Source organism: Paenibacillus sp. PastM-3, from assembly GCF_029893965.1.
Classification (GTDB): domain Bacteria; phylum Bacillota; class Bacilli; order Paenibacillales; family Paenibacillaceae; genus Paenibacillus_AQ.
The window spans coordinates 25,259-51,488 of sequence record NZ_JARXXP010000012.1 but is presented as its reverse complement, the minus strand read 5'-3'; the positions used below and the strand labels follow the sequence as shown (position 1 = coordinate 51,488).

Genomic DNA, 26,230 nt, shown 5'->3' with positions numbered 1-26,230 from the left:
GATGATTATTGTTATTATCCTCCGTGATGCATACACTTAAAGCAGACTGCTTCTATTAAAGAAAAGGTGTTGAATGATGTGAAACACTTAAGCTTTCTGAGTAAATTAACGCTGTTTACCTTTGTGATCAGCACGATTCCGGTACTGTTTATCGGTTCATTCTCTTATCTCACATCCTCGAGCGAAATTCAAAAAAATGTTAACAAAAGCAAAATGGAACTCATTTTACAAATTAACTCCAATGTAGAGCATAAGCTGACTACTGTCAATCAGACTTTAAACCAGGTCGTTAACTCCTCAGTGCTCAAAAAAGCATTGAATAACCCATTAAATGTAACCGATTTCATTTTATATAATGAATTGAGAACCGAAATCCGCAACATGCAGTCCTTTGATACGAAGCTGGAGGATGTTATTCTGCTGAATCAGCGGGAGAACTGGATGATCAAAAATTCCGGGCTCTACCGCCTGAACGAATACCGGAATTATGAGCAGCTGGCCAATCTGATGAACGTATCTGACTCGGCCTCCTGGGTGCTGAATCCTTCTTCCCTGTTCTACAGTGAGGAGAGCGTCAATGTTACCGGCTGCGATTACAGTATCAGTCTGATCAAGAAGCTGCCGGCAGGTAAGCTGCAAAAATATGGGCTGGCGCTTGCCAACATTCCGGCCTGCAGCCTGCAGGACTTCATCAACTCGGAGATTGACCCGCTGGACAGCATCATCATACTGGATGAATCCGGACGCATTCTGCTGCATCCCGACAAGACACTGATCGGCAGTCCGGCTGAGGCAGGCGGCTTTAATGATTTTGCGCTTGTATCCGGCATGAGCCAAACAAACGGACAATTCAAGACGGTTATCGGCAAACAGGATTATTCCGTATCCTATCTGCGTTCACAGCTGAACGGCTGGACCTATCTGTCGGTCACATCCATCAAAGGACTTACCAAGGAGTCCTCCAAAATCGGAACCTATACCCTGCTGATCTGCGCTTTAATGCTGCTTCTGTCGGTCCTGACAGCGTGGCTTGGTTCGCGGCGGATGTATTCTCCGATCGAGCGGCTGCTCAATCAGATGGGGCTGCGCCGGCCCGGGATCAAGGCCCGGTTCACGGACGAGTTCCAGTCAATCGGCGAGCAGATGCACCATCTGTTCCAGTCCAAGTCGCAGCTTGAGAAGGAGCTGAACCAGCATATCCGGCAGGTCCGCACCTTTTTTCTGATCAAAGCCTTTCAGGGCAATATGAAAAGGCGCGAGCTGCTCGAAGAGCTGGAGCAATACGGCTACCGGCCGTTAGTAGACGACTGGGGGACAATGGCCGTCATAACACTCAGCATCGACTATTCAGCCGAAAGCAGCTATGACAAAAAGGATCTCCATCTGCTGCTGTTCGCCGCCCATAATATGATCGAAGAGCTGGTGACGCCGGGAGAGCGGCTGGCTCCGGTCATTATTGACCATGCTGTCGTTACGCTGATCGGAAGCACGGAGGGCAATGCCGAGGCTTTTCACCGGACGCTCTATGCCTTAACGGAGAGTCTGCAGCAGGAGATCAACAATTATCTCAAGCTGCAGGTGAGCATCGGGATGAGTCTGCCGTTCCACAACATTGATAAGCTGCCTATCGCCTACAAGGAGAGCCTGGAAGCGCTGAAATACCGGATTACGCTCGGCAAGGGCATCATCATCCAATACGAAAACATCAACTCCGGCAATCATTATCTCAATCTGAACTATCCGGTGCATACCGAAAATGATCTGATGGATGCCATCAAGCTGGCGGATGCCGATAAGGCGAAGGAGCTACTGCATAAGCTGTTCGGCTGTATTTTTAAGCCGGGGCTGTCGCCGCAGGAGTACCAGATCCCGCTCAACCGCCTGCTCGGCAATATCCTGATTATGATGCAGGAGTCGGGGATCAGCCTGAATCAGATCTACCATGTGAACGGCTCGCTGTTCGAGGAGCTGACGGATTTGCATATCGTTGCCGAAATCGAGGACTGGTTCTGGAGTATTGTGATTCTGCCGATGATCCGGATTTTTCACAGCCGGCAGAATGCGCAGTATCATAACATTTCCGAGAAAATCATTGATATTGTGCAGCATGATTATGATAAAGATCTGACGCTTGAGGAATGTGCATCACGCCTGCATTACAATGCCAACTATATCAGCAGTGTCTTCCGCAAGGAGACACAGTATTATTTCAGCGAATATCTGGCGATGTACCGGTTCAAGATGGCCAAGAAATGGCTGGAGGAAACCGATATGCCAATCAAGGACATTGCCGCCCGTCTGCGGTACAACAACTCGCAGAACTTCATCCGTTCCTTCCGCAAGCAGGAGGGCATGACCCCGGGCCAATACCGCGATAACGCCGTCTCCCGGCCGCGCGCAGTGCCGGATGATTATTGAGCCTGAACAGACTAAGCCGCCGGCATTTCAGCACGAATGCTGCTGCCGCCGGCGGCTTCTGCTACCGGCGGGGCCGGTAATGTTACTGCTTTACCTGTCTGCTTTTTCTTGCCCGGATTAGCCGGACTAGCCAGACTGCCGCTGCGCCCAGCAACAGTACCAGTCCTCCGCCTGCTATGGCAAGGTTCTGAACCTGCGGCACGTAGACCACCAGCCGGACAGGCTCCGTATCCGCCATGCTGATCCGCCAGGTCAGGGTGTTGCCTTCCTGGGTGTCCGCATTGTTAGGCCCGTATAGGTTATATGGCAGCGTCAATTTGAAATGGACCGCCAGATTCTGCAGCATCAGGCGGACCAGCGATTCCGGCACATTCAGGCTGCCGATGCTGTCAATAATCTCATCCGTGTAGGCATTCAGCTTCGGCTGAGCTGTGACCTCATATCGCGTGAACAGCCATTTGTCTGCCTGGGCAACCTCAGTATCTATAATATCCAGACTGCCGGCATTTTGCTGCAGCTCTTCAAACGACCGGTAAGTCTTCAGGAACTTGTACTCCGTCGAACTGCCGCTTTGACTCTTGTCCAGCTCAATATCTGCAGCCGCCAGCCTGTCTGACAACACTTCCTCCAGCTTGCCGCCTGCCAGCGACTCCACCCGGGCACTGAGCAGCATGCTGAACGCCAGCTCCAGGCTCCCGTCCTTTTTCACTGTCATATGGGCTGTTCCGCTGGCGCAGCCGCCGAGCAATAGTGCCGACAGCAGCAGCATAATCAGGCCGGAAATGCGCAGCTTCAGCCGGAAAGAACCGGCACCATGACGATCCGTCTTATTCAATCCGATCCCTCCAGTTTCCCCGTCTCTTGTCCATTATACCTGATTTACGGCTCCGTCTCCCCCGCCGCACAAAAAGGCAGAGCCGGGAAAGGCCCCGCTCTGCCCCTTTGTCTGATTATTTTTTCAAATGATAGGGCACTGTAGTAATAATTACATTTCTGCGGTACAGCAGATGCGTGCGGATCAGCAGACTGGACTGGTTATGCAGGATGTTGTGCCAGCCTTTCTTGGGAATGAACTGCGGCACGATCACCGTCACCTGATAATGCGATTCGCTCGCCTTGCGCTGGACCGTATCAATAAATTTGATCAAGGGATGGATGATGCTGCGGTACGGCGAGTACAGCGACACCAGCCTGATTTCGGGGTGGAACTTTTTCCATTTTCCCTCGAAAATATGCTCTTCCTCCCGCTCAAAAGGCACATGGACCGCAATAATCTGGCTGGCGGACAGCGACTGTGCATAGCGCAGCGAGTTCTCCACGACATGCGTAATTCCGGCTACCGGCAGGATAATCACATTCCCTTCAATCGCCAGCGGCTTCTCCTCACAGGTGGAGAGGCGCAGCTGGTCGGCCACAGCCTCATAATGCTTGCGGATCCGGTAAAAGAGCAGAATAATCAGCGGCAGGAAGACCAGCACCGGCCAAACCTGCGTGAACTTGGTCAGGAAGAACATGATGGTGACGACGAAGCTGATTAGTGCTCCCGTTGTGTTAATGGCCAGCTTGCCGGCCCAGCCCGGTGGCTTCTCCCGGATCCACTTGACCATCATGCCGGTCTGGGACAGGGTAAAGGGAATAAACACACCGACCGCATACAGCGGAATCAGATGCTCCGTGCGGCCCTCAAAGGCAATAATCAGCAGGATAGACAGTACGCCGAGGCTGAGAATGCCGTTGGAATATCCGAGCCGGTCACCGCGGACGGTGAACATTCTCGGAATAAACTTATCCTTGGCCAGATTGACCGCCAGCAGTGGAAAGGCCGAGTAGCCCGTATTTGCCGCCAGGATCAGAATAAGCGCAGTCGTGCCCTGGATAAAAAAGTACATGATATTCCGGCCAAAGACCTGTTCGGCAATTTCCGAAACCACGGTAACCTGCTCATTCGGGGTCACACCATAATAATAAGCCAGAAGAACGATACCGGAAAACAGTACCGCCAGCAGAATACCCATGGCAGCGAGGGTCTTGGCCGCATTGTTCGGGGCAGGCGCCTTGAAGTTGGGGATGGCGTTGGATATGGCTTCGACCCCTGTCAACGCCGAGCTCCCTGAGGCGAAGGCCCGCAGCAGCAGAAACAGGCTGATGCCCGCGACCGGTGTCCCAACCGGAGTATGCATCTCTGCCGGGACATCGCCGGCCACAATCCGGAACAGGCCCACGCCAAGCATAATAAAGATCGCCAGCACAAACAGATACACCGGATAAGCCAAAAACGACGCCGATTCGGTTAACCCGCGTAAATTCAGGGTTGTGATCAGCAGTACAAACAGAATGGCGATCGGCACATTATACGGATGCAGACTGGGAAAAGCAGAAGTAATCGCATCCGTACCCGCCGATACACTCACCGCTACCGTCAGGATATAATCGACCAGCAGCGAGCCCCCAGCGATCAGCCCCGGATATTTGCCCAGGTTCTCCTTGGAAACCACATAAGCTCCGCCGCCCTGCGGATAAGCATAAATAATCTGCCTGTAGGATAAGATCAGTGCAGTCAACAGTATAAGCACCCCGATAGCAATGGGTATGGAATACCAGAAGGCTGCAGCGCTGACTGTTATCAGCACAAGCAGAATCTGCTCCGGTCCATAGGCAACCGAGGATAAAGCATCTGAGGAGAGAATGGCCAGCGCTTTCGTCTTGTTCAATTTCTGTTCGCCCAGCTGCTCCGACTTCAGCGGCCGTCCGATCAGTAATCTTTTTACCGAAATCATCTTCTGCCTCACCCGACTTTTTTTAAAGTTATATTGCCCATGGAAGCCGTCATTAAATTCAATCCATAATATACATCCGCCGTGCAAAAAAGACTATCTCCATTAGGAAATAGCCCACGATGTTGAGTATTTATTTGGATGGATAAAAGCCTTTCAGCATCTCACGCATATCCTGCTTGATGTTGATATCCGGACGTTTTTGTTTGGCCAAGGCTTCAGCCTCTTCTACAGTTGCAGCAAGACCTAATTCAAGCAATAAGCCAGTGGCAACCGTTCCTGTCCGATTCCGTCCGCCAGCGCAATGGAAATAGACCGTCTTCCCGTTGTTCACTGCTGCTGTAACCGCCTGGATTGCTGCTTGAACGGAATCCTCCTGACCGCTCTCATCCTCAACAATCGGAAAATGATGACGGGTCACATTATCCGGAAACCCTTCTGCTCTTGTACCGGTGTCTCTTAGATCAAACACATCTGAAATCTCTTGCTCCCCAATGGCATCAAGCAGTGCATTCTCTCCGCCGATATATACTTTACCTTCGATCAGTTCATGATAATTTGCCATTATAGTTCTCCTTATTGTTATTCCTCATTATTTTCCTGTTTCAGCGAATTGCTTGATGCGCTCGCCCACCTGATCACGAACCCGCTGGAAGACCGCCCATTTCTCTTCATCTGTTCCTTGCGCTTTTGCCGGATCATCAAATCCCCAGTGCTCACGTTTCACCTGAGGAGGGGTAACAGGGCATTTATCTGCCGCATCTCCACACAAGGTAATGATGAGATGGGAGCTATTCAGCAGCGGCGGGTCAATAATATCAGATGTTTGATTTGAGATATCAATTCCCACTTCGCTCATTGCCTTAACAGCTTTCGGGTTCAAACCGTGAGCTTCTATACCTGCACTGTATACATTCCATTCATCACCTAAGTATTTCTTGGCCCAGCCTTCAGCCATCTGGCTCCGGCAGGAGTTTCCTGTACATAAAAAGTAAATCGTCTTCTTATCCATGAGTTGCAATCTCCTTTAAGTTTAAAATAGGGTTAATGTTATATATAGGCCAAGCAGTGTTATGAACAGCGTAGGGATCGTCAGGATAATGCCTGTTCATAACGGAAGAGATCACCGCGGCAATAAATCCCATCCCCATTGTTGCGGCAAACAGTCCTTGATCCGCAACAGCTTGAATTACATCAGCTAATACATCCGTAAGTCCAGCATTTCGTAATCCGTACACAACGACATACATACCAATGGAAAAGAATACGATCGCCCAAGGTGCGCCCTTCACTACCTCCATGGTCGGTACAGCAGGACTTTTTCTTGCCATGAGCAGGAAAAAGATCGCGATGATACCGGCCACTCTGGCAATGATGAATGGAAAAACCTTTTTCTAGGATGATTGCAACAAAGGCCAGTGTGGCATTCCATACAATCAGCGTAACATCCAGAACATCATTAAAGCTGACTACACCGACAAGTAAAGCGAGTAACGCTCCGCCGCAGGCAGACCATCCAATGGACAGATTTTTAGGCTGCCAAATGACAAAAATCAAGGTGACTATAAATATCAGACTTGCCAGAGCTACCAGATGAATTCCCCCATTTTATGTCTAAATCTCAGGCATCATTATATAATCATATGCTTATATATTCAACGTCAAAATGTTATTCGCAGCAAACAGCCTTAGACGGCTTGTTCAATTGCGATAAAACGGTATTAGCATCAGGGGTAAGATCTAAAATCGCCTTAACATGAGGCTTATCTTCAATGTTTAAAGAATAATACACCCACTGCCCCCTCTTCTGTTCCTTTACCAATCCACTGATTTTTAATTTGCGCAGATGCTGACTAACGGCTGGCTGAGAAATATCAAAGAGATCCACGAATTCACATACACAACACTCCCGCTCTTTTAGAAGTGTAAGAATCGTTAGACGTGTCTTATCTCCAAGGAGCTTAAAATCTTCTGCAAGATCATTTAATATGTCCAATTTCAAATCTCCTCTCTCCCTATATAAGACGACACTTATATTCTAAGGCCTTGATGATCAGTTATCAACCAAGCAAATTAAATATTTGCATTTTGCAATTAAATACGATATAACTAGTGCAAGAGGTGAAAACAATGGAAACTCCACGAGAACTACTCCAAATCATGACCCGGCGTTTAGGACTACTCAATAAGGACTGCTGCAGTGTAGGAGGGTGTAATCTTTCCGCGACCCAAAGCCACCTGCTGTATGAGATAGACCGGAGCCATAATCCTTCCATGCAACAAGTCGCCGAAACACTCGGCACTGATATTACAACCTTCAGCAGACAAGTTCAATCTTTGGTCAAAATGAACCTGGTTAAAAAGACGCCCGATCCCGCCGACCGGAGAATTTATAACCTCTCACTTACTCCTGAAGGGAAAATGGTAGCTACAACTATTGATCAACAAATGAATGAATATCTGAATGAAGCCTTCTCCCATATGAGTGAGTTTGAAGTAGAAACATTACTGCGATCCATTAAGCTTTTCAACGAAGCCATGGGGAAATCCAGCAATTGCTGCGCACCTGTAAGAGGGTGATTTCTCTTCACTTATACTTGCATGTTGCAAATAATTTTAACTAAGGAGTGTATAAGCATGACCAAACTTACTAATGATCAGATTCGTCAAAATGTACGGGGGCATTACCAAAAGGTTGCTGTAAAAAAGATCGAAGCCTCCTCCTGCTGCACACCCGCCGACAGCAGCTGCTGTGACACCCCGGCTGATTTCGATGCCATATCCGCTAAGCTGGGTTATTCCAGTAGTGATCTTGCTGCAGTTCCTGAGGGTGCAAATTTAGGCCTTGGTTGCGGTAATCCCCAGGCTATTGCTGAACTGCAGGCTGGTGAGCATGTTCTGGATCTAGGGAGTGGCGGCGGATTTGATTGCTTCCTGGCTTCCCGGCAGGTAGGTGACCAAGGCCATGTTATCGGGGTGGATATGACACCTGAGATGATAAGCCGCGCAAGAGAAAATGCCATAAAGGGTAAGTTTAATAACACCGAATTCAGATTGGGTGAAATTGAATATCTTCCTGTCGCCGACAACTCGGTGAATGTCATTATCTCCAACTGCGTAATTAACCTTTCACCGGATAAACAGCAAGTATTCCATGAAGCCTACCGTGTCCTTCAGCCGGGCGGTCGTCTGGCCATCTCCGACATCGTAACTACAGCTGAGCTTCCTCCTGAGATCAAAAATGATTTGGACGAATTATATTCCGGTTGTATCTCTGGAGCCTCTTCCATCGCTGATGTAGAGCAGATGCTTCACGAAAGCGGCTTTACCGAGATCCGTATTGAGCCAAAAGACGAATCCAGAACATTTATCAAAGATTGGGTTCCCGGCGCGAACGTTGACGAGTACATCGTGTCTGCTGTCATTAAGGCGAGAAAGTAATCTTAAGGAGATGTTCATATGATCAGTACATTAACTGTTCGTCAGGCCACACCAGCGGATATCGGAAGTATCCTGCGTATTTACAATCAGGGGATCGAGGACCGGATCGCCACCCTTGAAACAGAGACGAAAGACTCCTCCTATATGGAAGCATGGTTCAACGATCACCAAGGCCGCTTTAGCGTTTTGGTCGCTGAACGAGAAGATGAAGTCATTGGCTGGGCCTCCCTGAACCCCTACTCGCACCGCTGCGCTTATAACGGGGTGGCTGACCTATCCGTTTACATTGACCGCAGCTTTCGCGGGCAGGGTGTAGGCAGCTCTCTACTGGAGTCGTTACACAAAGCCGCAAAGGACAACAGCTTTTATAAAATCGTCCTCTTTACCTTTCCGTTCAATGAGAGCGGTCAGGGACTGTACCGGAAGATGGGTTACCGGCAGGTTGGTGTATTTGAGAAGCAGGGGATTATGGATGGGGCGTTTATTGATGTGATGATTATGGAGAAACTGCTTTGAAATGGCCATCATCGAAAGACACTTTAAGACCGATGCTTACAAAGAAAACAGGGACAAAGATGGAGTAAGATATGGCCTCGATTTTATTCTCAATATCAAGCTTGTAAGTAGCACATCGTCTACAACCGCTGCCCCAAAGATGGTGGTAGCTTCCCTTGAATCAAGCCTAGCCCAGGACGAGAAAATTATGTCCCGGGCTGCCGTATTTTGGTATAAGACATCGTCATCAGCTAACTCATCCGTTTGGCGTTCTGATTGCGGTAATTGGGGCATGGGCCACGCTTATATCTCATGAGTAATATTAAAAACAGCGATCAAGGTGACGAGTCTTTACAAGACGATGAAGACCTTGTCTTTGTTCTTTCCGCCAGCTTAGTAATCGACTCAATGTCTTGATCGGTTAATTGATCTAGAAAATGTTTGCGGATTGCCTTTGAGACTAAGGGAAGGGCCTTATCTAAGGCTGACTTTCCGGTGGAAGTAATGATGACTTGAACTCCACGATCCGTATCTAATGGATTTCTCTGAATAAGTCCACGTTTTTCCATCCGCGTTAGATGATGTGATAATCGGCTCTTATCCCAGTCCATCGAGTCGGCTAATTCTTGTTGGCGAAGCTTACCGTTCCCAAATTGGACTAACCGATCTAATACTCCAAAGTCGCCCTCTGATAGACCTGTGTGTTCGGACATGTCCTTTACAACACGACCGAAGATTCTCTTAAAGGAACCTTTCCACATATTCCATATTCGCATTTCATCTTCGTTTAGTTCGTTCTTATCCATAGGAACATAATAACATGGTTGACGTATCAACTTCAAGATGTTACTGTGTTCTCAGGTTGATACGTCAACCCAGACGGATGACAGTATTACAAAGGTCGCAGTGGATACAAGAATGAAAGGAGTGGTATTACTATGCAGGATAAACCCGTCGCCTTGGTCACCGGGGCCAATAAAGGAATCGGTCTTCAAATCGCGAAGGATCTCGCGGTGCACGGCTTCACTGTGCTCGTCGGATCGCGCAATCTCGAGAAAGGGGAGACGGCCGCGAAGAGCGTCGGAGCAGATGCCCGCGCCCTCCAGCTCGACGTTACAAATCAGGATTCCATCTCCGCCACGGCAGAGCGCATCCGCAGCGAGCCCGGCCGTCTTGACATGCTCGTGAACAATGCGGGCATATCGCACGCGGGTCAGCCGGGCAAGACTCTCGAGGAGGCCGGGAAGTCAGGGCGCCCAAGCATCGCGTCTTTAGACGAGGTGCGCGCGGTGTTCAAGACGAACGTGTTCGGCGTCATCGCCGTCATGCAAGCGATGCTGCCGCTCCTTCGTGAAGCGTCAGCCGCACGTATCGTCAACGTATCGAGCGGCTCGGGTTCACTGACGTTAAACGCGGACCCGACTAATTCGCATCGCGAGATGTTCGGCGCCGTTTACAGCCCTTCGAAGACGGCTCTCAACGCGATTACGCTCGCCTTCGCCATCGAATTCGAGTCGACAGGCATCAAGGTCAATGCGGTATGCCCGGGCTTCACCGCGACGGACCTCAACAACTTTGAAGGCACGGGCACCGTCGAGCAGGCTGCCCGTCATCCTGTACGCCTTGCAATGCTCGGCGAGGACGGTCCGACGGGAACATTCTCAAACGAGAGACGCGAGCTCCCTTGGTGATTCAATCTCGAGCACTGGCACGCCAGAAAATGCGTGAACAACCTGAAGGCGTGACCCTTCCCTATATAAACTTAAGGAGTGTGTTATCAAATGGAATATGTAAAACTTGGACGCAGCGGGTTGGAAGTTTCAAAGTTAAGCCTTGGAACCATGAGCTTCGGAGTACCTGAACGTGGCAATACCCCGTGGTCGTTAAATGAAGAGCAAAGCAGACCGATCATTAAAAAAGCACAGGAATTGGGCATCAACTTTTTCAGTACCGCCAATATGTATTCCGATGGAACAAGCGAAGAAATTCTCGGACGCGCCTTAAAGGACTTCGCTCGTCGTGACGAAGTCGTCATTGCTACAAAGGTATTTGTTCCGATGCGCAAAGGTCCGAATGCGATGGGACTTTCCCGTAAAGCCATCATGGCCGAAATTGATAACAGTCTAAAACGGCTTGGAACGGACTACATCGATTTGTACCAGATCCATCGCTGGGATCCTAATACGCCAATTGAGGAGACCATGGAGGCTCTTCACGATTTGGTTAAGGCAGGCAAGGTCAGATACATCGGAGCATCCTCCATGCTGGCATGGCAGTTTGCGAAAGCTCAGCATGTCGCGGAGCGCAATGGTTGGACACGGTTCGTTTCCATGGAAAATAGACTTAACTTACTCTATAGGGAAGAAGAAAGGGAAATGCTTCCTCTTTGCAAAGATGAGGGAGTTGGCATCACTCCGTACTTGCCTTTGGCTGCAGGCCGGTTAACCCGAGATTGGAATGAGCAGACCTCGCGATCCGAGATTGACCAGGTAGCAAAGGCGTTATTTTCAAGAACGGAAGAAGCTGATCGCAAAGTTGTGGAAAGAGTTGCGGAAGTTGCCGCAAACCGAGGTCTTCCACGTGCACAAATTGCACTTGCGTGGTTATTACAAAAAGAAGAGGTCACAGCACCAATTATCGGGTCGACCAAGATCAGCCATCTCGAGGATGCGGTTTCGGCATTGTCGGTTAAATTGACACCTGAAGAAATCTCGAGTTTAGAGGAACTTTATGTACCGCATCCTCTGGTGTAAATTGGGCACCAATACACAACTTATCCTTGGGCGGACACACCTAAGGTGTTCGCTCTTCTATGCGGTTGTTTTTCTTAATGACTTAAGGGGAAGCGGAGTCCTGGTTGAACAGGGCTCTTTTCGCCTTTTAAGGCGTGAAGCGTATCATAATTAATAATACCTTGTCAGTCCAATACTTTATTTTCTTTTGACACCTGTACCTTTCAGGTCCCCCTACAGCCAGTCCTCCGCCAGCAGTTGCTTCAGCAGCTTCACCTGTTCCGCGCCGATTTTGGCAGCAATCTCCTGCTCGATCTTTTGCTTGATCTCCAGCATTCTGCGGCACACCTCCAGCCCATCGGCGGTCAGGGAGATGTATTTGTCACGGCTGTTCCCCTCCACCTGGACGGTTTCGACATAGCCCTGCTCCAGCAGGGAATTGACCACTTTCTGCGCCCCCTGGCGGGATATGCTGATCCTCCGGCTAATGTCCGAGATGGACAGCCTTCCGTGCAGCTCAAGCTTAGCCAGAATATGCGTCTCTGTATGGTTAAGCGGATCACCGCTGCCCGCACTTACCTTTTCACGCAATACTTTATGTTTTTCACTGACCAGGTCAATCAGATTCAAGCCGCGGATATAATCCTTCATCAAAAGGCCTCCCGTTATCAGGTTCCAAATTCAGTTTGAACGTTTATCAGGAATATCGTCAACTAAGTTGACAATATTCCGACCCACTGCTAATATGAGTGAAGCAAAAAAACTTAATGTTAAGGGAGCTTGAACAATGGGCAGAAACAAAAAAGAAGCACTGGTCTTCACCAGTATGATGTGCTTCATGATGGTCGTCGGCATGAGCTTTTATAATGTACTCCTATTTAACGGTGCAAACAGCGAGGTATTCATTCAGGTTGCCATCGGCTTGCTGCCGGCACTGGTTGTTGCACTGTTCCTCGACATTGTCGTCGTCAGCCGGATTGCCAAGGGACTGGCCTTCAAAATCGTTAAGCCCTCCGATCCCATGATCAAAAAAGTCATGACCATTTCCATCTTCATGGTCTGCGGTATGGTCATCTGCATGTCCCTATATGGCACACTAGCACACTATGGTTTCGGAGACAACTTCCTCCGCCATTATCTGTCCATTCTGGGCCTTAATTTCATCTGTGCACTGCCGCTGCAGCTGCTGGTTGTCGGTCCGCTGACCCGCTTGCTTTTCACCAGAATGTTTCCGGTAACACCGTCTGTACAGAGCGCATAACTGCTGCTTGATTCCGCTGGACATTGGGTAATAATGGATATCAAACTGCTATGAAAGGATGTGTGCCATGCTTAGCAAAAAGGATGGTATTTCTCTCTTCGTTCTAATCGCAGCTCTTGTACTCATTAATATATTCGGCGCTGAGCTGGATTCCATGATGTGGGCCAGGTTCACTTTACTTACGAATTGTTTTCTTGCCCAAGGCGTCTTTATTACCCTGGTGAATGTCTTCCGGATGAGGGCGAACCGCTCTGCATCCAAAGGGCTGATCCTGCTGGCGCTTGTGGCCGGCTTTATCTCACTGGCTATTATTATCGCCTCCGAGATAAGCCTGCTTAACCGGATCCTGCTTATCTTCCTGCAGGCCATGGTAACTTATGCCGAAGCCCTGCTGCTCCGCAAGGAAATTAAGAGTGAGGACGGGCGGAAAATTTAAAGGTATACAGAAATTTTGTAAGCACAGCCTCAACATACAAGCAGTCCCGGTGCAATGAAACTACACCGGAACTGCTTTATTTCTATAAAGGTTCGGCGGCAATGAGCTAGTTATTAGCGGTTCAGAAGCCCAAGCGCCATTTCTGGTCTGCAGCATCAGTCTGCGGAGCTGCAAGACTTACACCTGATCCGGCTACGGAAACCGTCAGCGCCAGATGATTGTGAACAGAGAGAATAGCTGCAGAGCCATCCTCATTCCTTTGTATAATCCAGCGCTGATTGTTATAACCCAGATAGGAATAGAGCTGGATTACATTCTGTCCTGTATTCAGGTCAAGAGCCTGGCCGGAGGCTGTACGGATTGAATAAGAGCCTGCTTCATCTCCGGTCGGCACAAATATCCATTTCTGGTCTGACGCTGCATCCGCCGCTTTAACTGTTACCGGTTCACCATTAATCTGGCTGCCCGTATAAAGGGATTTACGGGACGCTTCGTTTACCAGGCTTGAAGCCTGCAGCTTCGCCGGTGCAGCCCCGCTTACATTTACGTTCTGATACGAAGCAGTTCCCCCGAATACATGCAGCCCAAAATGCCCTTCGGCAAAGGTACCGTCCTGCACATCCATTAGTTTCTGCCCGTCCAGGTACACTGAAATATGAGGGCCGTCCGCCTGTACCTTCAGCTGGTAAATCCGGTCCGGCTGAATGAAGGCCGGCACCTTTGCCAGCACCTGCCGTTCTTCAAAGCGCCCGCCGATCTTGTAAAACAAGCGGACCGACTTCATATTCGGGTCCAGATTTAGATAATAACCGCTGCGCCCGTCCGCGCTTGCCCTGAACAGAAGAGAGCCTGCTCCCCCGGCTGTGCCAAGCTTCATGTCAGCTTCATAGGTGAAGTCTCCCGCCTGTTCTGCGGCGATATACTGGGCATCGCCGGAGTAGCTTCCGCGAATGCCGTCTTCACCAGCCAGCCAAGAGGCCATGGACAGATCCTTCGTCCAGCCGCTGAGGCTGGTCCGGAATTCCCCTCCAAAGACTTGCACATGGACACTTGCAGCCGCCTTTCCATTTGGGGTAGCTGCCGTAATAACAGCTGTGCCTGCTTTTACCGCCTTAATCACCGCCCCGGAATTACCGGCCTGCTGTATCGTAACAATCTCGGGATGACTGGATGTCCACTTCAGCGGATTTGTTCCGTTGCCGGGCCCATTTTCTACCGCTGCCTGCAGGGTCACACTTTGACCTGCACTCAGCTCACGTTCGCTGATATCCATCATGATCTGGGTGGAGAGACCAGCCCCGGTATTCCATACGGAAGCCAGCTTGTAGGCCTTTAGTGAAACCACCTTTACATTGCCGCCCTTGGTGTAGAAGCTCATTCCCCGGCTGGCCGGGTCCGGGAAAATGACATCCGAGAACACAGCCTTCCCGCCGTTCACAAACACCTCGACCGAGGATTCATCTACCAGAATGCGCAGCTTGATCCGGCCGTTCTCCGCTGCCGCCTGTGTCTCATGTCTGGTGCTGAACAGGCTGGAGAAATCCGTCGCTCCGGAAAGGGAACGGTCCACAAACACTGTGCCCGCAGCCGCCTTGTAACCAACAACCGTCTTTCCGCCATTCCCCTCACGCACATTAAATCCGAATTCCGACACACTGCTGCCGGCGGGAATCTCCACCTCGGCTTCCAGCTCGTACGCTCCGGCCGTGATGCCCTTCAGCAGATTCTGCGAAGAAGGGGATACTGTCCTCCCTGATGCCGAATAAAGCAGGCTGCGCAGCGATTCCAGCTCTTTAACCGGGCTCTGGGTTAGCCGGAACCCGTCAACTGTCTTGACCAGTGTAACTTCTCTCGGAACCGTCAGCTCCCCCTTCCAGCCCGTTGTCGGAAAGGCAAACGGATAATCCCAGTTCGACATCCACGCCAGCAGCACTCTCCGTCCATCCTGCATATCCGAAAAGGACATGGAAGCATAGAACTCCTTGCCAAAATCGGTTCTCAGCACAGTTCCGGGCGGATTATCATTCACGAATTTTCCCTCAGCCGTCAGATTCCCGACAAAATATTCCGCATCCGATCCGCCCGTTGCCGGATTCGCTCCTGTGCTGATCATCAGCACCCACTTCTTCTCTGAGGTTCCCTGCACCGTAAGCGGGAATAGATCGGGACATTCCCACACCCCGCCGCGGACATAGCTCCCGTATCCCCAATTATCGGTTAGCGTCCAGTCGAGCAGATTGGTTGAGGTAAAAAAACGGATATGGTCTCCGCCCGATACAACCATTACCCAGCGGTTATTGGCCTCATCGCGCACTACCTTGGGGTCGCGGAAATCCCAGCCTCCGGGGTCCTCCCCGTTTTTCCCGGGATTCTCTATCACTATTGGACGTTCTTTGGAATACACCCAGGTACGCCCCTGATCCTTGCTGTAAGCCAGACCAATCCGCTGGTTGCCGTTAGGGGCATCCGGATTATAGGACGTATAGTAGGCGAGCAGCCCCTGGCCGCCTGAATCCCCGAACAAACCCGAGGTGTTATTTAAATCGGCTACGGCAGACCCGGACCAGACATGCCCGTAATCATTCCACGGGAGGGCAATCGGGAGCCGCTTCCAGCTCAGCATGTCTGTACTGACTGCGTGTGCCCAGGTACCGCCGTCCTGATGGAACAGATGATATTCTCCGTTAAAATAGACCATCCCGTTCGGATCACTTACGGAACCGCGCATCGGGGTGTAATGGTACTGCGGCCGGTATTTTTCATTATTATAGCTGGCGGCATCCGTAACATAAGTCTTCTGAAAATAGGCGGTTCCGCTGTTTACGACGAGCCCCGTACTCCCGGACACGTAAGAGCTGTCAGTGACATCAATGGCCGCCGGAGTATAGCCATCCACAAAAATCTGAATCCGGCTCCCCTTCGCCTGCACCTCCACCGCATGTTTTGCCCCGGCTACACCAGGATAAGTACGGCTTGAGGTAGCAATGACCTTACCATCCGCCTTGGTTAACCGGACACGGAGCTGATTGCCTGTCTTGACCAAAGCCGCTTCATATCCGCCCGTGCCGTCGGCAGCCGACCGGAAAGCAAGGCCCGCATTTCCATCCGAAGGAAGGGATATCTGGCCTTCATATACGAAATCGGCAGCCGGCCTGTCATAGAGCAGCAGCGCTTTGCCCTGATTGCCGGAGGAGCCTTTTTTACCGTTCAGATCCGGCTGCCAATGGCCTTTACTGGTTATTACAGTCCCGAGATTCCCCTGCAGGTCACTCACCAGGATGTTCTGGAACAATGCAGCCCCATCCCAGACGTGGAGTCCGAGCTGGCCGGAGGTATAGGTATGGTCCTCAATATCAATTACCGGCTTGTATTGATTCCCCCAGTATACCTTCAGAGAGGAGCCCTGAGCCTTCACCTTCAGATGATAGATTTCGCCCTGAGCCAGAGGAACCTGACGCTCCTCCTGCAGGCTGCCGGCCCCGTCTGCCGCATCCCTCAGACGGATCACACCGGCTTGCGGTACTATCTGCAGCATATAGGCCTGTTTCCCGTCCCTGCTTGAGCGGAACAGCAGGGACGCATCGGGCTGTCCCTCCTTGATCATCACATCCGCTTCATAGATCAGATCCTCCGCAGATGTCTGCGATAGAGCCAGCACATTTTCCCGCAGGTCCGAGGTCAGCAAAAGTCCTTCCGCCGTATTCTCCTGTCTGCCTTTTCCGGCTGTGTACCATCCCGTCAAATTGCTATTTAGATTGGTAGCGGTTTCAAAAATCTTTATCTCCCCCTCGGGTCCTTGGCCTGCCGTCAAATCTGCCGCTGCAGCCCGGCCTGCCTCAGAATGAAATGGTGTTATCCCTGCTGAAGTGAATATGATTCCTGCGGCCAACAGAATATTCAGCCCAAATTTCGCTTTACGGTTCATCCTTCAACCTCTTTTCCTCTAAATAATAGTCCATATTGAAACACAAGGCCGGCTTGCTGCATCTGCATCACTCCGGCCTTGTATGCTGTTAAATCAATAATAGATTGAACTACTTCCAGACTTTGTCCATTGCTGCAAGACCCAGGGCCAGCGCACCGCATAATCCGGCTTGCTGTCCGAGACCCGGAGCCACAATATACTCATCCATTTGCGTGAGAATAGCATCCGCACTGACATAGCCGTTCAGGTTCCGGCGCACAGCCTCACGGATCAGCGGGAACAGCTGGGACTGCTGCATTACGCCGCCGCCGAGTATGACTTTCTCCGGGGAGAGCAGCAGGACCGCCTGGGTTACGGACTCGGCAATATAGAAGGCTTCCATCTCCCATGCCTGGTGCCCGGCAGGAAGCTCATGACCCTTCTTTCCCCATCTGGCTTCGATGGCCGGCCCTGCCGCCATTCCTTCGAGGCAGTCCCCGTGATAGGGGCATCTTCCCGGATAATGATCCTCCGGATGCCGTCTCGTCGGAACATGCCCGCCCTCAGGATGCACAAGACCGTGTACCAGCCGGCCCTCAGCATAGACACCGACACCGATCCCCGTACCCACGGTGATGTACAGGCAGCCGGACAGTCCCTGTGCCGCCCCCCATTTCACCTCGCCATAGGCTGCAGCATTAACATCGGTATCCCAGCCCAGCGGAACCTGAAAAGCTTGCCTCAGGGTCCCGAGCAGATCATAATTTGCCCATCCCGGCTTGGGCGTGGTCGTAATGTAACCATAGGCCGGGCTATCCGGGCGGATATCTATCGGACCAAAGGACCCGATCCCGATGGCTTCCACCCCTTTGCCCCGGAAATATTCAATCACTTGGGGCATCGTCAGATCCGGATGACCGGTTGAGAAGCTGATCTGATCCTCAATCCGTCCGTGCTCGTCCCCAATGCCGCAGATAAATTTCGTTCCGCCTGCTTCTATAGCTCCTATACGCATGTAGGCTGCACCTCCGCTTACTTTCTGCCGCCGGCTGCAGCAGATGAATTCAGCTCATAAAGTTCCAGCGACAGGAATACCTGCTCTTCCTGTTCTGTAAAGGCAGCCAGACCGGCGGAAGCAGGCCCAGGGAAAATAAGATCCGTAATAACCGCCTGACCGCCGCCCGCGAACACCTCCACCGAGGAACGGTCTACATAAATACTCAGATCACAGACTTCAGCCGGTGCCGCAAGCTTCGCAGAATGAACCCCCGGAAACAGGCTGTGGAAATCTGCCTTCCCGGAAGCGCTGCGGTCCACATACAATTGTTCCGTCTGCGCATTAATCCCGGCAACCGTTTGCTCCTGGGCACCTGCTTTTAAGCGGAAGCCGGCAGATGTACCGCGCGGAAGCTTCGCCTCTATGAGGTAGGCGTCCAGCTCAAGCCCGGCGCAGGCCGCATTAATTTCTTGCACCGAAGCATTCTTAAGGGACAGGACCGGGATACGCGCTGCTTCCAGCTCTTTGGCAGGCTTCTGGATGAGCGTCGCTTCCCCGTTTCTCGTTTCCAGTGATAGCTCACGGGGAATCGTCATCGCTCCGCGGAAGCCTTCCGTCGGTGTCTGCTGTGCATACATCCAGTTGCTCATCCAGCCGATAAACAGGCGTCTTCCATCTTCCTCGGGAAGATCGGACCAGCTCACCCCGGCATAATTATCCCTTCCATAATCGATCCAGCGGATGCGCTGCGAGGCTTCGTCAGGCGTGAATACGGCCCCGTCGAAGCTGCCTGTGAAATACTGTGTTCTGGAGCCTTCCTCAAAGGCCGGATCTGCGCCGATGCTCACAAGCACCACCCATTTAACGTTATCCTTGTTACCATCAACCGGCAGCGGGAAGAGATCCGGGCATTCCCATACACCATCATGCGAGCCGATCCCGGCACCGAATTCGCTGGCAAGGGTCCAGTGAATCAGGTCAGGCGAGTGATACAGGCATACTGTCTGGCCGCAGGCCACGATCATGACCCAGCGACTCCGCTCTTTATCCCAGAACACCTTCGGATCACGGAAGTCAATAAAGCTGTCATGGGTCAGCACCGGATTCCCGGCATATTTCGTCCAGGTTCTGCCGTTGTCCTTGCTGTACGCAATGCTCTGATACTGAACAGCAGGCTGTCCTTCCGGCCTATTCAGGTGATGCGTAAAGATGGCCACCAGGCCCGGCTTTTCCCCGAAAAAGCCCGTTGTATTCTTCCAGTCCACAACGGCGCTGCCCGAGAAAATCATACCCAGCTCATCCGGAACCAGCGCAACCGGCAGCTCTTCCCAGTTGATCAGGTCCTTGCTGACGGCATGGCCCCAGTGCATCTCGCCCATACTCATACCGTCCGGGTGATGCTGAAAGAACAAGTGATATTCTCCCTCGAAATATACGAGCCCGTTCGGATCGTTCATCCAATTCTTCTGGGGTGAAAAGTGATAGGCACCCCGGTAGTTTTGCTCTGTGATTGCTGACATATATGATTTCTCCTTTTCTCCCGGATAGATTGAACCGGGAATTCAGAGAAAGGGTCTGGCTCCGCTGTGGGCTAGGCTTGGATTTCGCCAGCTGTAAGGATTGGATTTAGACTGTACTAGTGATTTGTTTCGGGGATTAGCCGTAGCTGCAGAGAATGTTTGGGCCTCCGGCCGCTGTTGTGTCCAGATTTCTTGAATTTAGTCCGCTGATCGCGGTTGAAATCCGGACACTGCCTATGCTTCCGATGCTAGCTTTCCTACGGAAAGCTTTCAGGCGGACACTATCGTTCCTACAGCTCCAAACTTCTCCTCCGCCACTCCCCCCTGTAACTATATCCAAGTTCAATCCAATTAGCCTATCCTTCCGATGCCAGTCTTCAGTTCCAGCCTCATCCTCCGCTGCTCTGCTCCCTTTTCTCAAGATTCCCGTTCAATCTTTATTTTTATTTTTATATTACTTTCCCGTCGCTCTGTCATATCCGCCCTGCTTGATCTCCAGCCATTCCTGCAGGCCAAGGCGGTCCAGCTCCTTGAGATAGTCATTCCACTCGGCATCAATTTTGCCGTTCTGGTACCATTCAGTACGCATTCTGAGCACATAGGCGAACAGGTCGGTTTCAATGGTCGTCAGCCGGTCCAGCTCGTCGATGGAATGGAACACGCTTGGCATAACATTTTCCGCTTTCATGTTCGGAGCCATGATGTTCTTGACGATATCCATTCTGCCCTTGGCATCATCCGGCATGGTGGTGTACTTGCCATAATAAGAATCCAGAATCGCCAGCGGTCCGCCGATGCTTGTTTTCTCACGGAGCTCAACCGGAGCGGTGCCTTCCAGCGGCAGATGCTTCAGCATCCCTGCGGCTTCATCGAATTCAAAGATGTTCTGCTGAGTGTCATCCCCGTAGGTTCCCCAGTTGTTCTGTACAGACTGGATCGGATCATACAGCTGATCGACCCATTTCGCCGTGGTTTCCAGGTTTTTGTTGGCACTGGTTACGACCATTTTTCCGCGGCCCAGTCCCAGGGCGTTCGTCCGGGTTACATTCACTTCACCGTCCGGTCCGGCCAGCGGCGGCATCACCTCATAGGCATCGTTGGCACCGGAAATATTCGCCTTATCCCAGGAGAAATAAAGGCCGTACTTCTGATCCTTCCCTTTGGCCAGATAAGTGCTCCAGTCCTGGGTATAGGCTTCAATATCAATCAGTTTTTCTTTGTACAGCTCATTGATAAACTTCACGGCAGCTTTGTAGCCTTCTTCGGCAGCGGTAAAGACCACTTTGCCGTCATTGCTTACCACCGCATGGTCGGGATTCTCCCCGAGTCCGAATGATCCGAACAGGAACACCAGATCCTCCGCACCAGGCTTATTAATGAAGGAAAGCGGAATTTCATCGGCCTGGCCGTTGCCATTCGGGTCCTGAGTCTTAAAAGCAATCAGCACCTGCTTCAATTCTTCGGTAGTCGTCGGCATGTCGAGGCCCAGATTTTTCAGCCATTCCACATTGATCCACGGCATACTGTCCACTGCCTGAATTCTTTCCTTGCCGTTCCCCAGCTCTTCAATCCAGGGGAATGCGTAGATATTGCCGTCAGGCGCTGTGATCATGCTTCTGTACTCAGGAGCTTCCTCAAGCACCTTTTTAAAGTTGGGCATATTCTGCTCGATCAGATCATTCAGCGGAATGATCGTGCCGTCCTTGGCCAGCTTCAACAGCTCATAGTCACTGTAATCCGCGTTAAAAATAGCATCCGGAAGATCGCCGCTGGCTACAGCCAGATTTCTTTTTTCTACAAATACATCACTCGTGAAGTTCTTCCAGTTGATATGCACATTCGTTTTTTCTTCAAGACGTTTATTGATCAGCTTATCGTTCGGATCGGCCGGGGCCAGGGCAGAGCTTTGCGTAATGAAGTTTAAGGTAACCTTGCCGCTTGGGTCCTGCTGTTCACTGGCAGCACTTCCTCCCCCGCCTCCGCCGCTGCAGGCAGCCAGGAACATGAAGGAAGCTAGGACAGAGGCTGATGCTGCTTTTGACAAACCTTTTGAACGTGTTGAGCTTTTCATCGGATATGACCTCCAAAGTAAAATGAATGAAAAGAACCTATCTATGTGCAGCCTGCTTCCTATTTAATGGAGCCGACCATGACACCTTTTTCAAAATATTTCTGGAAGAACGGATACATAATGATCAGCGGCAGGCTGGAGATTACGATCGCCGCGTATTTGATGATTTCAGACAGACGCTTCATTTCCGCCGCAGCCAGCTGGTCACTGATCATGCCCGGGTCCACCTGGTTCTGGATCAGGATCGAACGCAGCACAAGCTGCAGCGGGTGAAGAGCGGGATTATCGAGATAGATCATAGCGTCGAAGTACGAATTCCACTGGCCGACAAAGGCATACAGCGCCAGCACGAAAATGATCGGTTTGGAGAGCGGCAATACGATGCTGAAGAAAATCCTCATCTCCGAGGCCCCGTCCACATTGGACGCCTCCTTCAGCTCCTTCGGCACCCCTTTGAAGAAGGTTCTGGACAAAATAATATTCCATACATTGACCGCTCCGGGGATAATGACAGCCCAGACCGTATCCAGCAGCCCCAGATTTTTGACCAGCAGATAAGTCGGGACAAGGCCGCCGCCGAAGAACATCGTGAACAGGAACACCGTCATAAACAAGCCCTTCCCTTTCAAGCGGTCATCCGACAAGGCATACCCGGCACATACTGAAACCGTAACGGTCAGCAGCGCAAAGGCGGAGGCATAAAAAACAGCGTTTGCAAATCCCCGCAGCATCGCAGGATTGGTAAGGATCATCTTATAGCCTTCAACAGACCAGTCGGTTATCCGGAACGAGATCCCCCGGCTCAGCAGAACGGACGGGTCCATGAAGGAGGCAATTACGACATAGATGAGCGGAAGAATGACCACCAGCACGGCCAGTGTCAAAAAGGCAGCGTTCAGCGCGAGCATCAGGCGGTCCAGCCGGGAATGTTTTACGAACATGAATGGTTGCTCCTTTCCTAATAAAGGCCTTCGCCCTCATTCAGCTTCTTCACGGTGAAGTTCACAGTAATCAGCAGAATGACGTTGATAACCGAGTTGAACAGCCCCACTGCGGCTGAGTAAGCATAGTCGCCCGACTGCAGGCCGATTTTGTATACATAGGTTGGAATAATTTCAGAGGTCGGCAGGTTCGTGGCCGTCTGCATCAGATAAGCCTTCTCGAAGCCGATGGACATGATGCCGCCTGCGGCAAGAATGAAGACAATCGCCATAATCGGCCTGATGGTCGGCAGATCGATATGCCGGATTCTTTGCAGCAGATTGGCACCGTCCAGGTTGGCCGCGTTATGCAGCTCAGGGTCCACATTGGCGAGCGCCGCCACGTAGATAATGGAAGCCCAGCCCGCCCCCGTCCAGATGTCGGACAGGATATAGATCCAGCGGAAATACTCAGGACGGGACATGAACATCACCGGCTCACCGTTAATCCAGCTGAACAGCTGGTTAACCGGCCCTGTCGGAGACAGGAAAATGAACAGCATCCCTACAACCACCACTACCGATATAAAGTTAGGGGCATAGAGGAAAAGCTGGATGTTCTTTTTAACCCCGGCGCGGCGGACCTGATTAAGCATCAGGGCGAGCAGAATCGGCACAGGAAAGCTCAGAATCAGGCCGAAAAAACTCAATTTAAGCGTATTCATAAAAATGACCTCGAAGTTTGGGGAAGACAGAAATTTCTCAAAGTTGTAAAGTCCCACCCATTCACTGCCCAGAATCCCTTTGATCGGGCTGAAATCCTTAAAGGCGATAACCGCACCATACATAGGACCGTATTTAAAGATCAGGGTCAGGATCAGCGCCGGTGCCAGCATGAGATACAGGAAATAATGCTTCTTCAAATATTCCGGGAAGGAGCTCCTCCTCACCGCTGTCACGCGCCGGGGATCCGCTTCTATTGAATTATGCAATGCCTTTACCTCCATTCATGTACATGGTTTTATAGTTCAAAGCTCCGGGGACACTGTTGAAAGGCTTACATTTTTCAGTGCAAATGCCCTCTGGTTCCTTTACAATTTATCAAATGAAAAACCATCAGTCAATACATTTTGTAAAAATAAATTTGTTCATTTGACTACTATTTTGTTCTTTATTGCCCTGTTTCTTTTGACAAAAATCAAGAAAAGCTGATTTTTTTTATAAAAACTCCGCTTTTAAGCCGAAAAACAGCATTAATACAGAATAAATCAAAATATCGCTTAAGCCACTCTATTTATTTTGTAAACTAATTTGTGCATTTGTAAAATTTAATTTGCTATTTTGCTAAAACTATTATACATTTAATGGAGTAGACGAAGAGAATCATTAATATAGAGGTGAACTTACATATATGGCACGGGGAAAAGTAACGATCCAGGATATCGCCGATGCGCTGGGCATCTCCAGAAATACGGCCTCCAAAGCCTTGAACGGCACAGAAGGCCTGCCCGAAGAAACCAGAAACAAGGTCATCAAGAAGGCGATTGAGTTAAAGTATAAACAGTTCTCATTGATGGAGCCGGAGAATGTCCTGCCAAAGAGCTCCCGGAATATTGCGCTGTTAACGGAGAATCTGCCTAATACCTCCCACTTCGGTTCAACCCTGATTAGCGGCCTGGAGAAGCACATCAGTGCAGAGGGCTACAATTTGTCCATTCACATCATTCGGGAAATCGAGCAGAAGTCTCTGACGCTCCCTAACAATTTTGATGTGGATAATGTAGACGGTATCATTTGTATCGAGCTGTTCAATCTGGAATACAGCAGGCTGATCACGGACCTCGGCGTTCCGACGATCTTCATCGACTGCTCCGCACATGTCTGCTACCCTGAATTCCAGGCGGATATTCTGCTGATGGAGAACGAACACAGCACTTATCATCTTACCAAAAAGCTAATTGATGGCGGTTACACAACCCTCGGGTTTATTGGTGATTACAATCATTGCATGAGCTTTAATGAACGGTGGGCAGGCTTCAACCGTGCCCTTACGGCGGCGGGAATTCCTCTTCAGGCGGAGCACTGTATCCTGGATGATGACCGCCTGTTCTTCGCAACACCTGAATGGGCAGCCGCGAAATTACAGGCCATGCCGGAGCTTCCCTCGGCCTTTATCTGTGCCAATGACTATATCGCCGTTAATATGATGAAGGCCCTGAAGCAGTCGAACTATTCCATTCCCGGGGATGTTGCCGTCTGCGGGTTCGATGACGGTCCTGAGGCGTGGATCATCGAGCCTCATCTGACCACGGTCCATATTTACAGCACGGAAATGGGGATCAAGGCCGCCGAAATGCTGCTCTCGCGGATCGAAAGTCCGCAGCAGCCCTATCAGGTCACCCATATCAATACCAGACCTGTTATCAGAGAATCGACGCCGGAATTTAAGCAATAAATCGGCCTAATACCGCCCAACCCGCCGCTCCTCCAGCTTCTTCCCGGCCTGCTTGTAGACCAGATACGTCATTTCCGTCAGATTTATTAGTCCGAGCGCCCGTTCATCCAGCACGGAGTATGTATTCGAGCCCAGATCGCAATTCATTCTGGCTCCGTCCGAATAAATCCGCTCTACCGGAGTATGCCCGTGTATGACGGGCTTTCCGCCTGTTAAGGCAAGCAGCTCCGCCCGCGGCTGATGATAGAAATCATGCTCATTCATCCACAGGATATCCCGGTCCTGCTGATCCAGCGGCTGACCGGGATTCAGTCCGGCATGGGTATATACATATTCGTCGTCCTCATAATACAAAGGTAAAGAACAGGCCCACACCATATGCTCCTGCCGGATGTCTTCATCCGGAAACACGGAAGCGAAGCCTTTCAGCGTCTCCCTGCCGCCGTGGCTCAGCCACAGCTTGTCCCCGCGCACCATATAATCGCCCATCATTTCCTCGTGATTGCCAATCACTGCATGGACATGCTCCGGATACAGCTCCATCAGATGTCTAATCAGCTTAACAACACCGGCTGAATCCGCTCCCCGGTTGATCATATCTCCCCCGAATACCAGCTGATCCCGGCCAGGCTTCACCTCCGCTTTTTTGAGCAGCAGCTTCAGTCCCTCCAGATCCCCATGAATATCAGTCATGAAAAATTTCCGCATCCTTTTCCCCCTCTGTCCTTTTTAACCCGCACAACTGTTATATTCTTTAATCATACCAAGCCTTCCGCCTGGCAGACAACGCAACCTTTACCATTTTG

At 50.8% G+C, this 26,230-nt stretch carries 24 protein-coding genes and 1 pseudogene; 10 read left to right on the top strand and 15 right to left on the bottom strand.

The features are described from left to right. The first annotated feature begins 78 nt into the window (after positions 1–78). A complete protein-coding gene (locus M2108_RS17490; RefSeq protein ID WP_277470723.1) occupies positions 79–2,418 on the top strand; it encodes a helix-turn-helix domain-containing protein in 2,340 nt (779 codons plus the stop codon). 82 nt (positions 2,419–2,500) lie between these two features. Here M2108_RS17490 and M2108_RS17485 read toward each other — a convergent pair whose 3' ends face one another. From M2108_RS17485 to M2108_RS17460, 6 genes and pseudogenes are all read right to left on the bottom strand, one after another. Then, positions 2,501–3,253, bottom strand: coding sequence for a hypothetical protein (locus M2108_RS17485; protein WP_277470724.1), 753 nt, complete (start codon positions 3,251–3,253; stop codon positions 2,501–2,503). Between the two features lie 115 nt (positions 3,254–3,368). Continuing rightward, positions 3,369–5,195 carry an APC family permease gene (locus M2108_RS17480; RefSeq protein WP_277470725.1) on the bottom strand — a complete coding sequence of 609 codons (1,827 nt, stop codon included), beginning with the start codon at positions 5,193–5,195 and terminating at the stop codon, positions 3,369–3,371. A 130-nt stretch (positions 5,196–5,325) separates the two neighbouring features. Next, complete coding sequence (locus M2108_RS17475) at positions 5,326–5,757, bottom strand: protein-tyrosine phosphatase family protein (RefSeq protein ID WP_277470726.1); 432 nt, start codon at positions 5,755–5,757, stop codon at positions 5,326–5,328. 27 nt (positions 5,758–5,784) lie between these two features. Beyond that, a complete protein-coding gene (gene arsC / locus M2108_RS17470) occupies positions 5,785–6,204 on the bottom strand; it encodes an arsenate reductase (thioredoxin) (protein WP_277470727.1) in 420 nt (139 codons plus the stop codon). 94 nt (positions 6,205–6,298) lie between these two features. After that, a pseudogene (locus M2108_RS17465) lies at positions 6,299–6,785 on the bottom strand (ArsB/NhaD family transporter); the annotation flags it as partial. A gap of 76 nt (positions 6,786–6,861) precedes the next feature. After that, positions 6,862–7,188 (bottom strand): ArsR/SmtB family transcription factor, encoded by a 327-nt coding sequence (locus M2108_RS17460; protein ID WP_277470764.1) that lies wholly within the window; start codon positions 7,186–7,188, stop codon positions 6,862–6,864. Between the two features lie 134 nt (positions 7,189–7,322). Here M2108_RS17460 and M2108_RS17455 point away from each other — a divergent pair, with 134 nt between their 5' ends. Genes M2108_RS17455 through M2108_RS17440 form a run of 4 tightly spaced genes read left to right on the top strand, consistent with a single transcriptional unit; the run spans position 7,323 to position 9,444 of the window. After that, positions 7,323–7,772 carry a MarR family winged helix-turn-helix transcriptional regulator gene (locus M2108_RS17455; RefSeq protein WP_277470728.1) on the top strand — a complete coding sequence of 150 codons (450 nt, stop codon included), beginning with the start codon at positions 7,323–7,325 and terminating at the stop codon, positions 7,770–7,772. A 57-nt stretch (positions 7,773–7,829) separates the two neighbouring features. Then, a complete protein-coding gene (locus tag M2108_RS17450) occupies positions 7,830–8,633 on the top strand; it encodes an arsenite methyltransferase (protein WP_277470729.1) in 804 nt (267 codons plus the stop codon). A 21-nt stretch (positions 8,634–8,654) separates the two neighbouring features. Beyond that, positions 8,655–9,149, top strand: a complete 495-nt coding sequence (locus M2108_RS17445; protein WP_277470765.1) for an arsinothricin resistance N-acetyltransferase ArsN1 family A — start codon at positions 8,655–8,657, stop codon at positions 9,147–9,149. Between the two features lies 1 nt (position 9,150). After that, the gene (locus tag M2108_RS17440; RefSeq protein WP_277470730.1) at positions 9,151–9,444 is read left to right on the top strand and encodes a hypothetical protein; all 294 of its coding nucleotides are present in this window, start codon (positions 9,151–9,153) and stop codon (positions 9,442–9,444) included. A gap of 19 nt (positions 9,445–9,463) precedes the next feature. On the opposite strand, the gene M2108_RS17435 is transcribed toward M2108_RS17440, so the two are convergent. Further along, the gene (locus M2108_RS17435) at positions 9,464–9,841 is read right to left on the bottom strand and encodes a MarR family winged helix-turn-helix transcriptional regulator (RefSeq protein WP_280777128.1); all 378 of its coding nucleotides are present in this window, start codon (positions 9,839–9,841) and stop codon (positions 9,464–9,466) included. Between the two features lie 225 nt (positions 9,842–10,066). Here M2108_RS17435 and M2108_RS17430 point away from each other — a divergent pair, with 225 nt between their 5' ends. After that, positions 10,067–10,819, top strand: coding sequence for an SDR family oxidoreductase (locus tag M2108_RS17430; RefSeq protein WP_277470732.1), 753 nt, complete (start codon positions 10,067–10,069; stop codon positions 10,817–10,819). 90 nt (positions 10,820–10,909) lie between these two features. Then, positions 10,910–11,881, top strand: coding sequence for an aldo/keto reductase (locus M2108_RS17425; protein WP_277470733.1), 972 nt, complete (start codon positions 10,910–10,912; stop codon positions 11,879–11,881). A gap of 213 nt (positions 11,882–12,094) precedes the next feature. Here M2108_RS17425 and M2108_RS17420 read toward each other — a convergent pair whose 3' ends face one another. Then, a complete protein-coding gene (locus M2108_RS17420; RefSeq protein WP_277470734.1) occupies positions 12,095–12,511 on the bottom strand; it encodes a MarR family winged helix-turn-helix transcriptional regulator in 417 nt (138 codons plus the stop codon). 136 nt (positions 12,512–12,647) lie between these two features. Between M2108_RS17420 and M2108_RS17415 the strand changes: the two genes are divergently transcribed. Both M2108_RS17415 and M2108_RS17410 read left to right on the top strand, forming a co-directional pair. Then, positions 12,648–13,121, top strand: a complete 474-nt coding sequence (locus tag M2108_RS17415) for a DUF2798 domain-containing protein (protein WP_277470735.1) — start codon at positions 12,648–12,650, stop codon at positions 13,119–13,121. A gap of 67 nt (positions 13,122–13,188) precedes the next feature. Continuing rightward, the gene (locus M2108_RS17410) at positions 13,189–13,557 is read left to right on the top strand and encodes a hypothetical protein (RefSeq protein ID WP_277470736.1); all 369 of its coding nucleotides are present in this window, start codon (positions 13,189–13,191) and stop codon (positions 13,555–13,557) included. Positions 13,558–13,678: 121 nt separating this feature from the next. Here M2108_RS17410 and M2108_RS17405 read toward each other — a convergent pair whose 3' ends face one another. The 6 genes from M2108_RS17405 to M2108_RS17380 form a co-directional block, all read right to left on the bottom strand. Then, a complete protein-coding gene (locus tag M2108_RS17405; protein WP_277470737.1) occupies positions 13,679–17,482 on the bottom strand; it encodes a GH32 C-terminal domain-containing protein in 3,804 nt (1,267 codons plus the stop codon). Positions 17,483–17,591: 109 nt separating this feature from the next. Next, the gene (locus M2108_RS17400) at positions 17,592–18,476 is read right to left on the bottom strand and encodes an ROK family protein (protein ID WP_277470738.1); all 885 of its coding nucleotides are present in this window, start codon (positions 18,474–18,476) and stop codon (positions 17,592–17,594) included. 17 nt (positions 18,477–18,493) lie between these two features. Then, the gene (locus M2108_RS17395) at positions 18,494–19,978 is read right to left on the bottom strand and encodes a glycoside hydrolase family 32 protein (RefSeq protein ID WP_277470739.1); all 1,485 of its coding nucleotides are present in this window, start codon (positions 19,976–19,978) and stop codon (positions 18,494–18,496) included. Between the two features lie 454 nt (positions 19,979–20,432). Then, positions 20,433–22,049, bottom strand: a complete 1,617-nt coding sequence (locus tag M2108_RS17390) for an ABC transporter substrate-binding protein (protein WP_277470740.1) — start codon at positions 22,047–22,049, stop codon at positions 20,433–20,435. Between the two features lie 59 nt (positions 22,050–22,108). Next, on the bottom strand, positions 22,109–22,990 hold the full coding sequence (locus M2108_RS17385; RefSeq protein WP_277470741.1) for a carbohydrate ABC transporter permease: 882 nt from the start codon (positions 22,988–22,990) through the stop codon (positions 22,109–22,111). Between the two features lie 17 nt (positions 22,991–23,007). Beyond that, complete coding sequence (locus M2108_RS17380; RefSeq protein WP_277470766.1) at positions 23,008–23,865, bottom strand: ABC transporter permease; 858 nt, start codon at positions 23,863–23,865, stop codon at positions 23,008–23,010. Between the two features lie 515 nt (positions 23,866–24,380). Here M2108_RS17380 and M2108_RS17375 point away from each other — a divergent pair. Beyond that, positions 24,381–25,424, top strand: coding sequence for a LacI family DNA-binding transcriptional regulator (locus M2108_RS17375; RefSeq protein WP_277470742.1), 1,044 nt, complete (start codon positions 24,381–24,383; stop codon positions 25,422–25,424). 6 nt (positions 25,425–25,430) lie between these two features. Here the strand turns inward: M2108_RS17375 and M2108_RS17370 are convergent, their stop codons facing one another. Further along, positions 25,431–26,132: a metallophosphoesterase family protein gene (locus M2108_RS17370; protein ID WP_277470743.1), complete on the bottom strand. Its 702-nt coding sequence runs from the start codon at positions 26,130–26,132 to the stop codon at positions 25,431–25,433. Positions 26,133–26,230: the final 98 nt, after the last annotated feature.

What these genes read in the sequence shown, in the direction of transcription:
- M2108_RS17425 (WP_277470733.1), top strand. Translation starts at nt 10,910, where the DNA reads ATGGAATATGTAAAACTTGGACGCAGCGGGTTGGAAGTTTCAAAGTTA.
- M2108_RS17410 (WP_277470736.1), top strand. Translation starts at nt 13,189, where the DNA reads ATGCTTAGCAAAAAGGATGGTATTTCTCTCTTCGTTCTAATCGCAGCT.
- M2108_RS17415 (WP_277470735.1), top strand. Translation starts at nt 12,648, where the DNA reads ATGGGCAGAAACAAAAAAGAAGCACTGGTCTTCACCAGTATGATGTGC.
- M2108_RS17450 (WP_277470729.1), top strand. Translation starts at nt 7,830, where the DNA reads ATGACCAAACTTACTAATGATCAGATTCGTCAAAATGTACGGGGGCAT.
- M2108_RS17385 (WP_277470741.1), bottom strand. Translation starts at nt 22,990, where the DNA reads ATGTTCGTAAAACATTCCCGGCTGGACCGCCTGATGCTCGCGCTGAAC.
- M2108_RS17375 (WP_277470742.1), top strand. Translation starts at nt 24,381, where the DNA reads ATGGCACGGGGAAAAGTAACGATCCAGGATATCGCCGATGCGCTGGGC.
- M2108_RS17430 (WP_277470732.1), top strand. Translation starts at nt 10,067, where the DNA reads ATGCAGGATAAACCCGTCGCCTTGGTCACCGGGGCCAATAAAGGAATC.
- M2108_RS17420 (WP_277470734.1), bottom strand. Translation starts at nt 12,511, where the DNA reads ATGAAGGATTATATCCGCGGCTTGAATCTGATTGACCTGGTCAGTGAA.
- arsC (WP_277470727.1), bottom strand. Translation starts at nt 6,204, where the DNA reads ATGGATAAGAAGACGATTTACTTTTTATGTACAGGAAACTCCTGCCGG.
- M2108_RS17390 (WP_277470740.1), bottom strand. Translation starts at nt 22,049, where the DNA reads ATGAAAAGCTCAACACGTTCAAAAGGTTTGTCAAAAGCAGCATCAGCC.
- M2108_RS17475 (WP_277470726.1), bottom strand. Translation starts at nt 5,757, where the DNA reads ATGGCAAATTATCATGAACTGATCGAAGGTAAAGTATATATCGGCGGA.
- M2108_RS17480 (WP_277470725.1), bottom strand. Translation starts at nt 5,195, where the DNA reads ATGATTTCGGTAAAAAGATTACTGATCGGACGGCCGCTGAAGTCGGAG.
- M2108_RS17440 (WP_277470730.1), top strand. Translation starts at nt 9,151, where the DNA reads ATGGCCATCATCGAAAGACACTTTAAGACCGATGCTTACAAAGAAAAC.
- M2108_RS17455 (WP_277470728.1), top strand. Translation starts at nt 7,323, where the DNA reads ATGGAAACTCCACGAGAACTACTCCAAATCATGACCCGGCGTTTAGGA.
- M2108_RS17435 (WP_280777128.1), bottom strand. Translation starts at nt 9,841, where the DNA reads ATGTCCGAACACACAGGTCTATCAGAGGGCGACTTTGGAGTATTAGAT.
- M2108_RS17395 (WP_277470739.1), bottom strand. Translation starts at nt 19,978, where the DNA reads ATGTCAGCAATCACAGAGCAAAACTACCGGGGTGCCTATCACTTTTCA.
- M2108_RS17380 (WP_277470766.1), bottom strand. Translation starts at nt 23,865, where the DNA reads ATGCTGGCACCGGCGCTGATCCTGACCCTGATCTTTAAATACGGTCCT.
- M2108_RS17405 (WP_277470737.1), bottom strand. Translation starts at nt 17,482, where the DNA reads ATGAACCGTAAAGCGAAATTTGGGCTGAATATTCTGTTGGCCGCAGGA.
- M2108_RS17400 (WP_277470738.1), bottom strand. Translation starts at nt 18,476, where the DNA reads ATGCGTATAGGAGCTATAGAAGCAGGCGGAACGAAATTTATCTGCGGC.
- M2108_RS17370 (WP_277470743.1), bottom strand. Translation starts at nt 26,132, where the DNA reads ATGCGGAAATTTTTCATGACTGATATTCATGGGGATCTGGAGGGACTG.